The organism is Streptomyces specialis (assembly GCF_001493375.1).
GTDB classification, from domain to species: domain Bacteria; phylum Actinomycetota; class Actinomycetes; order Streptomycetales; family Streptomycetaceae; genus Streptomyces; species Streptomyces specialis.
On the sequence record NZ_LN929769.1, the window covers coordinates 170,480 to 182,846 of the forward strand.

11 protein-coding genes are annotated in these 12,367 nt (G+C 74.1%); 6 read left to right on the plus strand and 5 right to left on the minus strand.

Annotated features, from left to right (window positions below; all coding sequences use genetic code 11):
• Positions 1-92: 92 nt before the first annotated feature.
• Positions 93-998 carry an SUKH-3 domain-containing protein gene (locus BN2279_RS31155; RefSeq protein ID WP_407702198.1) on the plus strand — a complete coding sequence of 302 codons (906 nt, stop codon included), beginning with the start codon at positions 93-95 and terminating at the stop codon, positions 996-998.
• Positions 999-1,281: 283 nt separating this feature from the next.
• Here the strand turns inward: BN2279_RS31155 and BN2279_RS06015 are convergent, their stop codons facing one another.
• The 3 genes from BN2279_RS06015 to BN2279_RS06025 all read right to left on the minus strand — a co-directional run bounded on the left by BN2279_RS06015 (position 1,282) and on the right by BN2279_RS06025 (position 4,308).
• On the minus strand, positions 1,282-2,268 hold the full coding sequence (locus tag BN2279_RS06015; protein ID WP_059007167.1) for a nucleoside triphosphate pyrophosphohydrolase: 987 nt from the start codon (positions 2,266-2,268) through the stop codon (positions 1,282-1,284).
• Positions 2,265-2,933, minus strand: a complete 669-nt coding sequence (locus BN2279_RS06020) for a SurA N-terminal domain-containing protein (RefSeq protein ID WP_059007169.1) — start codon at positions 2,931-2,933, stop codon at positions 2,265-2,267. Before BN2279_RS06020 ends, BN2279_RS06015 begins: the two co-directional genes overlap by 4 nt.
• Positions 2,934-3,012: 79 nt before the next feature.
• Positions 3,013-4,308 (minus strand): DUF6716 putative glycosyltransferase, encoded by a 1,296-nt coding sequence (locus BN2279_RS06025; RefSeq protein WP_059007171.1) that lies wholly within the window; start codon positions 4,306-4,308, stop codon positions 3,013-3,015.
• Positions 4,309-4,581: 273 nt separating this feature from the next.
• Here BN2279_RS06025 and BN2279_RS06030 point away from each other — a divergent pair, with 273 nt between their 5' ends.
• From BN2279_RS06030 to hemC, 3 genes are all read left to right on the plus strand, one after another.
• Positions 4,582-5,316, plus strand: a complete 735-nt coding sequence (locus tag BN2279_RS06030) for an ABC transporter ATP-binding protein (protein ID WP_059007173.1) — start codon at positions 4,582-4,584, stop codon at positions 5,314-5,316.
• Positions 5,313-7,904, plus strand: a complete 2,592-nt coding sequence (locus BN2279_RS06035) for an ABC transporter permease (protein WP_059007175.1) — start codon at positions 5,313-5,315, stop codon at positions 7,902-7,904. Before BN2279_RS06030 ends, BN2279_RS06035 begins: the two co-directional genes overlap by 4 nt.
• A 130-nt stretch (positions 7,905-8,034) precedes the next feature.
• Entirely contained in the window at positions 8,035-8,973 is a 939-nt protein-coding gene (gene hemC / locus BN2279_RS06040; RefSeq protein ID WP_059007176.1) for a hydroxymethylbilane synthase, read from the plus strand.
• Positions 8,974-9,550: 577 nt separating this feature from the next.
• On the opposite strand, the gene BN2279_RS06045 is transcribed toward hemC, so the two are convergent.
• The gene (locus BN2279_RS06045; RefSeq protein WP_199827641.1) at positions 9,551-10,225 is read right to left on the minus strand and encodes an HNH endonuclease family protein; all 675 of its coding nucleotides are present in this window, start codon (positions 10,223-10,225) and stop codon (positions 9,551-9,553) included.
• A gap of 193 nt (positions 10,226-10,418) precedes the next feature.
• Here BN2279_RS06045 and BN2279_RS06050 point away from each other — a divergent pair, with 193 nt between their 5' ends.
• Positions 10,419-10,901 (plus strand): OsmC family protein, encoded by a 483-nt coding sequence (locus tag BN2279_RS06050; RefSeq protein ID WP_059007177.1) that lies wholly within the window; start codon positions 10,419-10,421, stop codon positions 10,899-10,901.
• Between the two features lie 28 nt (positions 10,902-10,929).
• On the opposite strand, the gene BN2279_RS06055 is transcribed toward BN2279_RS06050, so the two are convergent.
• Positions 10,930-11,547 (minus strand): peroxiredoxin-like family protein, encoded by a 618-nt coding sequence (locus BN2279_RS06055; RefSeq protein ID WP_234347497.1) that lies wholly within the window; start codon positions 11,545-11,547, stop codon positions 10,930-10,932.
• A gap of 74 nt (positions 11,548-11,621) precedes the next feature.
• Here BN2279_RS06055 and BN2279_RS06060 point away from each other — a divergent pair, with 74 nt between their 5' ends.
• Positions 11,622-12,221 carry a TetR/AcrR family transcriptional regulator gene (locus BN2279_RS06060; protein ID WP_199827642.1) on the plus strand — a complete coding sequence of 200 codons (600 nt, stop codon included), beginning with the start codon at positions 11,622-11,624 and terminating at the stop codon, positions 12,219-12,221.
• Positions 12,222-12,367: the final 146 nt, after the last annotated feature.

The following is a 12,367-nucleotide window of genomic DNA, read 5'->3' on the forward strand; positions in this document are numbered from 1 at the left end:
CCATCACGCTGTCGCCGGACAGCCTATGGGTTCGATCTGTCGGTGGCACGATCGTGCACGTGATATCGGATACCCACGGCCCGGTCCCGCCCGTGCTCCAGCACCGCCGCGACGGCATTCTGCCGACGACGGCCGCCGCGCTGTCCGTGCCCGCCCGCGCCCAGGCACTCACCGGAACCGCGAGCCGCGCCGCCGCCGCGCCCGACCTCCACCCGGTCGTCGCGGAGATCCTCGCGGGTCTCGGCGCCGGACAGCGCGAGCGCCACCTCGGCCGCTGCCCCGAGGCGTTCCTGCTCTCCCGCTGCCTCACCGAGGCGGGCGCCCACGACATCGCCGCCGCCCGGACCGCCCTGGCGGACGCCGGGATCACCACCCGGCACATCCGGGAGGACGGCGACCCGCTGCACGGCCAGTACGCGCCGCACTGCCGCTCCTGCGCGGTGCTCCTCGCGCGGCTGGGCGTGCGGAGCGTCAGCGCGGCGTCCGCCGCGTCCCCGGAGGCGCCGGCCGCGGGCGGCCCCTGGTCGGCGGGCAGCGTGGACCAGGCGCTGGCCGCGGCGGGCTGGACCCCGGGGCGGCGCCACGCGGCCCGCGCCGAGCAGTGGGCGGACGCGCTCAGCGGCCACCGCTCGCCGCAGGGCCACCCGCACGCGCTGTTCCCGGCCGCGTTCGAGACCTGGGCCGAACTGGGCGAGCTGACCCTGCCGCCGCAGGGCCCGGGGCAGGAGTACGCGGCGACCGGCGTCGTCGTCGACCCGCTGCGCGGCCTGCACTGGGCCCGCACCCTCGGCGACCTCGGCCGCGCGCTCGGCACGGAGCTGTGCCCGCTGGGCGAGGAGACCGGCGGAACGGCGCTGATCGCGGTGGACCGCGAGGGCCGCCTGTACGGCGTGGACCACACCGGCGACTGGTACCTCGGTCCGGACGTGCTCAGCGGCCTGACGACCGTACTGACCGGCGCGGCACCGTATCGCCTGGTGCCGGCGGAAGAGCCGTGACGGCAACCACGGCAGAAACGTTCCGGTCACCGGCCGGTGTCGCTGCCCGGCGGGTCCGGTTGGCGGTGGTGGGCCGTCGCGCGGCTTCGTGGCCGGAGCCTGTGGCGTCCGCCGCGGCGGCGGGGTTCGCTGTCCGGCGTGGTCGGCGTGCTCAGCGGCCTGGCGATGACACGGGCCCGGTTGGTGGCGGCGGCCCGTTGGCGGGGCGTTCCGATGTGGTGCCCGGGGTCGCGTCCGGTGCGGTCGGCGGGCTGGTGACGGCGGAGGGGCGTTCCGGGGTGGCTCAGTGGAGGGTCTCGGCCGTGCGGATCGCGTCGCGGTAGGTGCGGGCCGCCGCGCGGAGTGCCGTTTCGGGGTCGGTGCCCGCGGCTTCCGCCTCGGCGGCCAGGGCCAGCAGGCGGTAGCCGATGTCGTCGCCCTCCGGCGCGGCCGGGAGCGGCACGTCGAGGCCCGCCGCGCGGGCGCGGGCGGCCAGCTTCGCGGCCAGCGCCAGGCCCGGCTGCCCCAGCGGCACGCCGTCCGTCACCGACTCCCGGCGCTTCTCCGCCGCCTTGGCGCGCCGCCACAGCGCCCGCACGTCGTCCGCGGTCTCGGCCCGTTCGTCGCCGAAGACATGCGGGTGGCGGTGGATCAGCTTCGCGACGATGCCGCCCGCCACGTCGTCGATGTCGAACGGCTCCTCCGGGTCGTCCGCCGCGATGGCGGCGTGGAACACGACCTGGAGCAGCACGTCGCCCAGCTCCTCGCGCAGCTCGGTCCGGTCGCCCGCCTCGATGGCCTCGATCAGCTCGTACATCTCCTCGATCCCGTAGGGCGCGAGGTCCGCGCTGGTCCGCGTCGAGGCCCACGGGCACGCGGCGCGGATGCGGTCCATCACCTGCACCAGATCCAGCAGCCTGGCCCCCGGCAGGTCGTACGAGCCGGGCAGCAGCTCCAGCTCGGGCAGCGACGTGGCCCGGCCGGACCCGGCCAGGGCCGCCAGCTCGTCCGTCAGGCGCGGCTCGCCCTCGGCGGAGGCGAGGATCACGACCACCCGCCCGCCCGCGCAGGCCCCGACGACCCGGTCCGCGCCGAGCACGGCGGCGGTCTCGACGGCGACGCCCGCCTCCTTCAGGTACGGCGTCTGCGGGTGCGCCGCGTCCCGGCACAGCACCAGATCGGCGCCGCGCAGCGCCTGCCACGCGGGCCAGGACAGCAGGCCGGGCGCCACCCGGTGGGTGGTGGTCAGCAGAACGATCCGGCCGGACGGGGCAGACGGTGTGGTGGTCACCCGTCGAGCGTAACGGGGGCCTGCTCGCCGGTGGCCTCCCGCAGCCACGGCTCGGCGGCGTCGGTCAGCATGACCTGCCGCGCGTCCCACTCGCCGAACCGCGGGTTGATCTCGACGCCGATCTCGTCGGCGGTGCGCGCCAGCTCGTCGGCGATCCGCTGCACGCCCGACGCGTCGGGCGTGACGCCCAGCTCCGCCGCCAGGCCCTGGAACAGCAACTGGCTGCGGAGCATCTGGTCGATCTGCTCGTCCCCGGCCAGCGGTGTCGCGCCGCTGGCCGGCGTCAGCGCGGCCCGCGCCAGCGCGTCGGCGCCGCCCAGGCTCTCCTCGGCCTGGTCGCGGGCCTCCTGCACGTCGCGCCGGGAGACCTTCACCCCGGCGTCGGCCGCGGTGCGCTCCAGCACCTCCAGGTACACCAGGAACTCGACGCGCTCACGGGTCAGGCCGCTGGTGGCGGCGATGAGCTGGTCCGCCTCCGGCCGGTCGCGCTGCGCGTCGCGAACGGTCTCGACCTGGGACTGGACCGTGGCCAGGGAGATCCGCTCACCGCCCACCACGGCCGCCGCGCCCGGGTGGGCGTCGGTGGAGCACCCGGTCAGCAGAGGGGCCGCGGCGGCGAGCAGGGCTGCGGCGGAGACGGACAGTGCGGAGCTGCGGCGCTTCACTGAGGCACTCCCGTGGATGAATCCGGTGGGTCGGTCGATCTTATGCAGCGGGCCTGCCGATGTCAGCACCGCTGCGCCGTCACTGGCCTTGCGCCAGGCGGCGGATGACGGGCGCGACCCGGGCCCGCCCGACGCGGTAGATGCCGCCCGCGCCGCGCTGGATCAGCTTCCGCATCGCGGTGGGGTTGCCCGCCGCGCCGCCCGGCAGCGGGCGCCCGCTGAGGCCGAGGCCGTGGCGCATCAGCAGCGTCTCCAGGTAGTCCGACGCGTTCGCCGGGGTGTAGTACGGCCGCATCCGCGGCAGCGACATACGGCCCCGGAGCTGGGTGAACCGGGTGCGGGCGGCGGCGAGCGGGTCCCGTTGCCCGAGGCCCTGGCGGGCGGCCCAGGCGGGGTCGGCGCGGGGGACGAGGCCCTCGTCGAGCTGCGCCCAGGAGGCGAGAAGGCCGGAGTCGAGGAAGTAGTGGTTGCCGTGCGCCTCGCGGATGCCGTAGTCGGTGAGGATCGCGGTCGGTATGCCGCGGTGCACGGCCTCCATGGCGGCGGTCGAGCTGACGGTGACCAGCAGGTCGGTGCGGTCCAGCACCTGGCCCATGTCGCCGTGGACGACGGTGAGGTTGGGCGGCGGGTCGGGCAGTTCGTCGTACAGCTCCTGGTACGGGAAGCGCTCGATGCGGCTGGTGGTCTCGCCCTCCCGCGTGCGCAGTTTGAGCAGCACCTCGCGGTCGGGGAAACGGCGCGCGTGCCGCTGGAGCTTGTCGAGCAGCCCGGCGCGGGCGGCGCGCGAGGCGGGCACGGTCGGCTGCACGGCGAAGCAGACGGTGAACGGGCGGTCGCCGCGGCCGACGGCCGACGGGTCGTGGCGGCGTCCGCCGAGGAACGGCAGCCCGGCCTCGACCACGGCCGACGGGTCGGCGCCGATGCTCCGGTAGACGTCGCGGAACCGCCTGGCGTCGTCGGCGCCGTTGGCCAGCACCATGTCGGAGCCGACCCGCAGCAGCAGGCCGTCGACCAGGTTCTCGTAGACGACCCCGACGTAGCCGGAGACGACCACGGGCCGCCGGGCGGCGCCGTCCCACGCCATCCCCAGGCTGTGGACGAGCGCGAGGACCGTGCCGCCGATGGCCCCCACGACCAGCAGGTCGGCCTCGGCCAGCGCCGGGTCGTCCAGCAGTTCGGCGCAGGTGACGTGGCGGCTGGTGTCGGGCGCGATGCCGACCTCGGCGATCTGGCGCTCGGTGGGGGTGGTGGGGGTCAGCAGGAAACGGGCGTCGACGGCATGCTGGGGGGCGAGCCTCCGCGCCGCGTGAGCGGCCCACTTCCACCGGCTGTCCGAGTCCGCGAGCACGACCGCACGGGGAACTGCGCTTCCCATCGCTCGACTTCCCTCCGACGGGACCTGAAGTCCCGGTAGTTCACGGGCGGTCAGGTTACCGTCCGGAGGGGACGCGTTCGAACCGTTGCACGGGCGCGGGTGTCCCCCTAGGGGAGCGCGCGGCGGGTTCCTCCTGCCGGGCGATGAGCGGGCGGGGTGCCGTCCCTAGTCTTCTGGGGGCGGCGTAGGCCAGAGCTTCACTCACTGGAGGAGATCGACGTGACAACGGCTGTTGAGGACGCCACGACCGGGGACGGCGGCGGTCACCCGGCCATGGCCGCGCGGGCCGAGAGCGTGGCGAAGGCGTACGGCGCCGGCGAGACCCGGGTGGTGGCCCTGGACGGCGTGTCCGTGGACATCGAGCGCGGGGTGTTCACCGCGATCATGGGCCCCTCCGGCTCCGGCAAGTCCACCCTGATGCACTGCCTGGCCGGACTCGACACCGTCACCGCCGGACGCGTCTGGATCGGCGACACCGAGATCACCGGAATGAAGGACAAGAAGCTCACCCGGCTCCGGCGCGACAGCGTCGGCTTCGTCTTCCAGGCGTTCAACCTGCTGCCCACCCTCGACGCCATCGAGAACATCACGCTCCCGATGGACATCGCCGGCCGCGAGCCCGACCCCGACTGGCTCCGCCGCGTCGTGGAGACCGTCGGCCTCGCCGACCGCCTCAAGCACCGGCCGAACCAGTTGTCCGGCGGCCAGCAGCAGCGCGTCGCCGTGGCCCGCGCCCTCGCCGCCCGCCCCGCGATCATCTTCGCCGACGAACCCACCGGCAACCTCGACTCCCGCGCCGGCGCCGAAGTCCTCGGCTTCCTGCGCCGCTCCGTGGACGACCTCGGCCAGACCATCGTCATGGTCACCCACGACCCCGTCGCCGCCGCCCACGCCGACCGCATCGTCTTCCTCGCCGACGGCCACGTCGTGGACGAGATGCGCGAGCCCACCGCCGACCGCGTCCTGGACCGGATGCGCCGCTTCGACACCCGGGGACGCACCTCATGACCGTCCTGAGAACGTCCCTGCGGAACGTCCTCGCCCACAAGGGCCGCATGCTGCTGTCCGGGATGGCGGTCGTCCTGTCCGTCGCGTTCGTCTGCGGCACCCTCGTCTTCACCGCCACCATGAACACGACGTTCGACCAGCTCTTCGCCGAGACCGCGTCGAACGTGATGGTCGCCCCCCAGGAGGACGACGAGGGAAGCGCCTTCGAGGAAGGCCCCACCACCGGCGTCCCCGACACCCTGCCCGTCACCGTCCTCGACCGGATCGCCGCCGTCGACGGCGTGGAACGCGTGACCGGCACCGTCTCCTCCACCACCGCGGTCGCCGTGGACGGCGACAACGAGAACATCGGCCCGACCAGCGGCGCCCCCACCGTCGTCGCCTCCTGGTCCGACATCGAACTGCGGTCCATGGAGATCGCCGAGGGCCGCCCCCCGTCCGGACCGGACGAGATCATGATCGACGGCGACACCGCCGACAAGAAGAACCTCGGCGTCGGCGACGGACTCCGCCTCGTCACCGCCCTCGGCGACCACCCCGTCACCATCAGCGGCATCGCCGACTTCACGATCACCAACCCCGGCGCCGCCCTCGTCTACACCGACCTCCCCACCGCCCAGCGGATCCTGCTCGGCGCCACCGACCGGATCACCGCCGTCTACGTCGACTCCACCGGCGCCGTCACGGACGAGGCACTCAAGGCCGCCGTCACCGACGCCCTCGGCGACGGCCCGTACAAGATCCAGACCGCCGACGAGTACATAGAGGAGAACCGCGACCAGATCGGCGAAGTCCTCGGCATCGTGCGGTACGTGCTGCTCGGCTTCGCCGGAGTGGCGCTCCTCGTCGGCGTCTTCCTCATCGTCAACACCTTCTCCATGCTCGTCGCCCAGCGCACCCGCGAGATCGGCCTGATGCGGGCCATCGGCGCCGGCCGCCGCCAGATCACCGGCTCCGTCCTGATCGAGGCGCTGCTCCTCGGCCTCGCCGCCTCCGTCGTCGGCTTCGGCGTCGGCATCGGCCTCGCCGTCGTCCTGATGAGCCTGATGAGCCTGCTCGGCATGAACCTCAGCACCGACGAGCTGACCATCGGCTGGAGCGTCCCGGCCATCGGCATCGTCCTCGGCGTCGCCGTCACCCTCGTCGCCGCCTACTTCCCGTCCCGGCGCGCCGCCCGGATCAGCCCCATGGCGGCGCTCCGCGACGCCGGACTCCCCGGCGACACGCGCGCCGGACGGGCGCGGACCGTCATCGGCGCGGTCTGCGCCGCCGCCGGACTCGCCGCCCTCGCCGGCACCGCGACGGCCGACGACAGCGCCGCGGACGGCGTGCCGTACCTCGTCCTCGGCGTGCCCCTCAGCCTGATCGGGCTGATCGTCGTCGGACCGTTCCTCGTCGGCCTCGTCGTGCGGGTCCTCAGCGCGCTCCTGCTGCGGATGTTCGGCCCCGTCGGCCGGCTCGCCGAACGCAACGCGCTGCGCAACCCCCGCCGCACCGGCGCCACCGCCGCCGCGCTGATGATCGGGCTGGCCCTCGTGGCCGGCCTCTCCGTGGTCGGCACCTCCATGGTCGCCTCGGCGACCGAGGAGATCGACGACTCGCTGGGCGCCGACTTCGTGATCTCCGCCCTCAACTTCCAGCCCGTCCTGCCCGACCCGGCCGAGGCCGTCCGCTCCGTCGCCGAACTCGACCACGTCACCGAGGTACGGCAGATCGAGTCCGAGGTGGACTTCCCCGACGGCGGGCACGGCGACATCACCTTCAGCGTGACCACACCCGGCTACGTGGACGACTTCACCTCCACCGTGCTCTCCGGCGACATCACCCGCGCCCTGGAACCCGGCGGCATCTCCGTCGACGCCGACACCGCCGACCGCCACGGCCTGGAGGTCGGCGACGACCTGGCGGTCACGTTCGACAACGGCACCGGCACCGCCACCCTCACCGTCCGGGCCATCACCTCCACCGACAGCGTGCTGGAGGGCACCGCCTGGTACACCGGGCTCGACACCGCCCGCGCCAGCCTCGCGGAGGACGCGCTGCCGCTGCCGACGATGATGTTCGCCACCGCGGCCGACGGACAGCAGGACGAGGCCCGCGCCGCCCTGGAGACGGCCCTCGACCCGTACCCGACGATGGAGGTCCGCGACCAGGCCGAGTTCAAGGAGCTGATCCAGGGGCAGATCGGCCAGCTCCTCATCATGGTCTACGCGCTGCTGGCGCTGGCGATCATCGTGGCGATCCTGGGCGTGGTGAACACCCTGGCCCTGTCCGTCGTCGAACGGACCCGGGAGATCGGCCTGATGCGCGCCATCGGCCTCTCCCGGCGGCAGTTGCGGCGCATGATCCGCCTGGAGTCCGTCGTGATCGCCCTCTTCGGCGCCATCCTCGGCCTCGGCCTCGGCATGGCCTGGGGAGCGGCCGGCCAACAGCTCCTGGCCGCCGAGAACTTCACCGTCCTGGAGATCCCCTGGGTGACCATCGTCGCGGTCTTCGTCGGCTCCGCCCTGGTCGGCCTCCTCGCCGCCCTCCTCCCGGCCTTCCGCGCCGGCCGGATGAACGTCCTCGACGCCATCGCCACCGAGTGACCCCACCGGCCGACGCCCCCGGGGCGCGCGAGGCGGGGGAGGAGCGCTGGGGAAGATGTGCGCGACAGAAAGGAAGTGAAAATGTGAGGCGGACGGTTGAGCGATGATCCGGAGGACTAGCATCACTGTCATGGCTGCCACCGCTGACCTGATCCGCATCGTGTCCCGCTCCTCCCCCATGGCGCTCGCCCAGGTCGAGCGGGTCCGGGCCGAACTGGCGGCGCTGCGGCCGGGGATCAGGACCGAGGTGGTGCCCGTCACCACCTCCGGCGACCGGTGGATGGGGGACCTCGCGGCGCTCGGCGGGAAGGGCGCCTTCACCAAGGAGGTCGACGCCACGCTGCTCGCCGGCGAGGCCGACCTCGCCGTGCACTGCCTCAAGGACGTGCCCGCCGACCGGCCGCTGCCGGCCGGCACGGTGTTCGCCGCCTACCTCGAACGCGACGACATCCGCGACGCCCTCGTCCAGCCCGACGGCCTCACCCTCGACCAGCTCCCGGCGGGCAGCCGCGTCGGCACCTCGTCCGTGCGCCGCGTCGCCCAGCTCGCCGCCTCCCACCCGCACCTGCGCTGCGTACCCATCCGGGGCAACGCCAACAGCCGCCTCGCCAAGCTCGACGCCGGCGAGGCCGACGCGCTGCTGCTGGCCGTCTCCGGCCTCCAGCGCATCGGGCAGCCGGAGCGGATCGCCCAGATCCTCCCGACCGAGACCATGTGCCCGCCGATCGGCGCGGGCATCCTCGCCCTCCAGTGCCGCGAGGACGACACCGCGACCATCGACGCCGTCAGCGCCCTGGGCCACCACGACACCTGGCGCGAGGCGACGGCCGAGCGGATGTTCCTGCACGTCCTCCAGGGCCACTGCAACTCCCCGATCGCCGGCTACGCCAAGGCCGAACCTGACGGCCGGCTCTCCCTGCGCGGCCGGGTCTTCACCCCCGACGGCAAACGGGTCCTGGACGCCCACGAATGGGCCGGCGCCCTCACCCCCGAGGACCTCGGCACCGCCACCGCCCTGGCCCTGAAACGCCAGGGCGCCGGCGCCCTGATCGCCGACATCCCCCACTGACCCACCCCCGGCGCCCGGCGTCCGGCACGTCCCCGGGCCCGTCGCCCGGCCTTCGCGTCACCGGCCCCCCGGCGCCCGGCGTCCACCATCCGGTACGCGACGCTCGGCCCTCGGCGTCTGGCGTCACCCGGCGTCGGGCACGCGACGCTCGGCCCTGGGCCCGCCTCCCGGCACGCGACCGTCAGCTCTCGGCGTCCGGTTACGGGTCCCCCGACACCTGGTGCTCGGTGTCGCCGCCCGGCGCGCGACGAGCGGGTCCCGGTGTCCGGCTCCACCCGATATGAGGCCCCCCGGGTCTTCGCCGCCGGGCGCCCGGCACCCGGCGTCCACCATCCGGCACGCGAGGCCGAGCCCTCGGCGTCCGGTATCCCGACCCCCGGTACTTCCCGACACCTGGGCCCTCGGTACCCGGTGTCCCGGTCTCCGGCTCCGCTCGTTACCGGACCCTCGGTCTTCGCCCCCCGGCGCCTGTCGTCCGGCGCACGGGTCCTCGGCGTCCGGTCTCTGGCGTTGCCCGGCCCCTCGGCCTTCGCCGCCCGGCCCCCGTGGCCGGCGTCCGCCGCCCGGTGCGGGGAGGTCAGGCGCAGCCGTTGAGGATGCTGGTCAGCGCGCTCTTCTCGGCGGAGTCGACGGCGAGACCGTAGTGGTGCTTCACCTGCACCCAGGCGCGGGCGTAGGTGCAGTGGTAGGCGGAGCGCGACGGCATCCAGGTGGCCGGGTCCTGGTCGCCCTTGGCCTGGTTCACGTCGTCCGTCACGGCGATGAGCTGCGGCCGGGTCAGGTCGTTGGCGAACGCCTGGCGCTGGGACGTGGTCCACGAGCCCGCGCCGGAGTCCCACGCCTCGGCGAGGGGAACGAGGTGGTCGATGTCCACGTCGGACGCCGCGCTCCAGGTGGCACCGTCGTAGGGGGAGTACCAACTACCGCTGACCGCCGCGCAGTTGGAGTCCTGGACCACGTTCGTGCCGTCGCGCTTGAGCACCACCTCGCGGGTGTTGCAGGTGCCGCTCTGGGTGATCCAGTGGGGGAACAGGTCGCGGTTGTAGCCCGTCCGGTTCTCGGTGCGGACCGGGAGGGCGGCCAGGTAGCTGCGGGCGGTCGAGGCGCTGATCGGAGTCGGCAGCGCGGCCTGGGCCGACGGGCCGGTGAAGAGGGCGGCGATGGATATGAGGCCGGTGACGGCGGCGATCAGGGCCAGCCGTCGACGCGCGTAGAAAGTCCGCCGCAGGACGGCGTCGCGCACTCGGTTCACGCGTAACTCCCTTGTGGTGGGGGCGGATTCGGCTCAGCAGAGCCGCGTGTGCTCATGCGTTCGACATGCTCCCGCCGGAACGTTTCCGCCCGGGGTGCGACAGGTAACGGCTGAAGGGCATGCACACGTCATGAAGGCGCACGGGGAACCTGCGACAGTGGAGGTCTCCGCAGCGGAACGAAGGAGCGGCCAGGTGGGCAGGAACAGGGAGCACGGCTACGACGTCACGGTCCGGTGGACCGGTGACACCGGCGAGGGAACCTCGGGGTACCGCGCGTACGCCCGCGATCACGAGGTGACCGTGCCGGGGAAGCCGACGATGATCCTGGGCAGCGCGGACCCGGCGTTCGTCGGGGACCCCGACCGGTGGAACCCCGAGGAGCTGCTCGTCGCGTCGCTCGCGCAGTGCCACATGCTGTCGTATCTGGCGCTGTGCTCGCTGAAGCGCGTGGTGGTGACCGGCTACGAGGACGCGGCCCAGGGCACCATGCGCGAAACGCCCGGCGGCGGCGGGGCGTTCCACGAGGTCGTGCTCAACCCGGTGGTGACGGTGGCGGAGGAGTCGATGGTCGAGGCGGCCACCGCGCTGCACGAGGAGGCGCACCGGATCTGCTTCATCGCCAACTCGGTCAACTTCCCCGTCCACCACGCCCCGACGATCCGGGTGGCGTCCTAGCGGCAACGGCCCGGGCCGGGTTCGGCGTTCAGGAGCGGGCGGCGGCGGCCAGGGCCAGGAGTTCGTCCACCGACCACTGGTCGTACGCGTGGTCGCCGTACTTCGCGGCCAGCACCCGGCCGTCCGGGGCGAGGAGGAAGTCCGCCGGGAGGCCGAGCTGCCCGCCGTGCGGCCTGAACTTCGGGGCCGGGCGCTTGCGCCGCGCCATCGGGCCGGCGACCAGCAGGAAGCCGCGGGCGATGGCCCCCCAGGCGCGCGGCCCCATGGACCGCGCCCCGGACTCGACGCCGAAGCGCCGGTAGAACGTCTTGTCCGGGTCGGGCACGACCGCGAACGGCAGGTCCGCCACGTACGGGCGCAGGTCGTCGGCCGGCGCGTGGAAGAACACCACCTCGCGGATCCCGGCCGCGGCGATCTCGTCGTGGCGCCCGACGACCGACCGCAGATGCAGGTTGCAGATCGGGCACCCGGCGAACCGGCGGAACTGGAGGTGCAGCAGCCCGCCCCCGGCCGGGATCGCGATCCGCTCGCCCGAGAGCGTCTCGACCTCGGCCTCGATCACCGTGCCCACCGGGACGCGCGCGGAGTCCGCCACCGGCGGCCGATCGGGGGACGCGGGCGTGGCGTCGGGCGTGGCTTCCGGCATGGGTCCACCTGCCTCGTAGGAGTGCGCCGTACGCTGAACGACGGTATGGGCGTATCTTGTACGCTGTCAAGGTCATGCCGCGCCCCAAGTCCCTCACCCAGTCCCAGGTCACCGACGCCGCCCTGGCCGTCATCGACCGCGACGGCCTCACCGCGCTCTCCATGCGCGCGGTCGCCGCCGAACTCGGCATGGCGACCATGTCGCTGTACCGGTACGTCACCGGCCGCGACGAGCTGGAAAGCCTCGTCGCCGAACGCGTCCTCGGCTCCCTCGACATCACCCCGCCGCCCGGCGAGCCCTGGCAGGAACAGGTCGCCGCGCTCCTCGTCCGGCTCCGGGCCGCCGTCGCCGCCCACCCCGAGGCCCTGCCGCTGATCCTCACCCACCGGCACGACTCACCCGGCGCCTGGCGCTGGGCCGAGGCCGTCCTCACCGTGCTGCACTCCGCCGGCTTCACCGGCCGCCAGCGCCTCGTCGGCCTGCGCGGCCTGGTCAGCTACCTGATGGGCGCCCTCCAGACCGACCGGCTCGGCCCGCCGTCCGGCGCCGCCGACGCCGGCGAACACCCCCTGCTGGCCGACATCGTCCGCCAGGCCAAGGACCTGTCGCCCGACGACGAGTTCCGCAACGGCCTCGACCTCCTGCTCCGCGGCCTCGCCGATCACCTGGCGTGACCGGCGCGTGGGCCGCCGTCCGGCCGGCGCGTGGCCGACCGCCCGGGCGCGTACCCTGGGAACCCCCGGCCCGCCGCGCGTGCCGGGCGATTCGCGTTGCCCGCCGCCGCGGCGCCCACCACGCCCGGCCCAGCACCCACCATCCC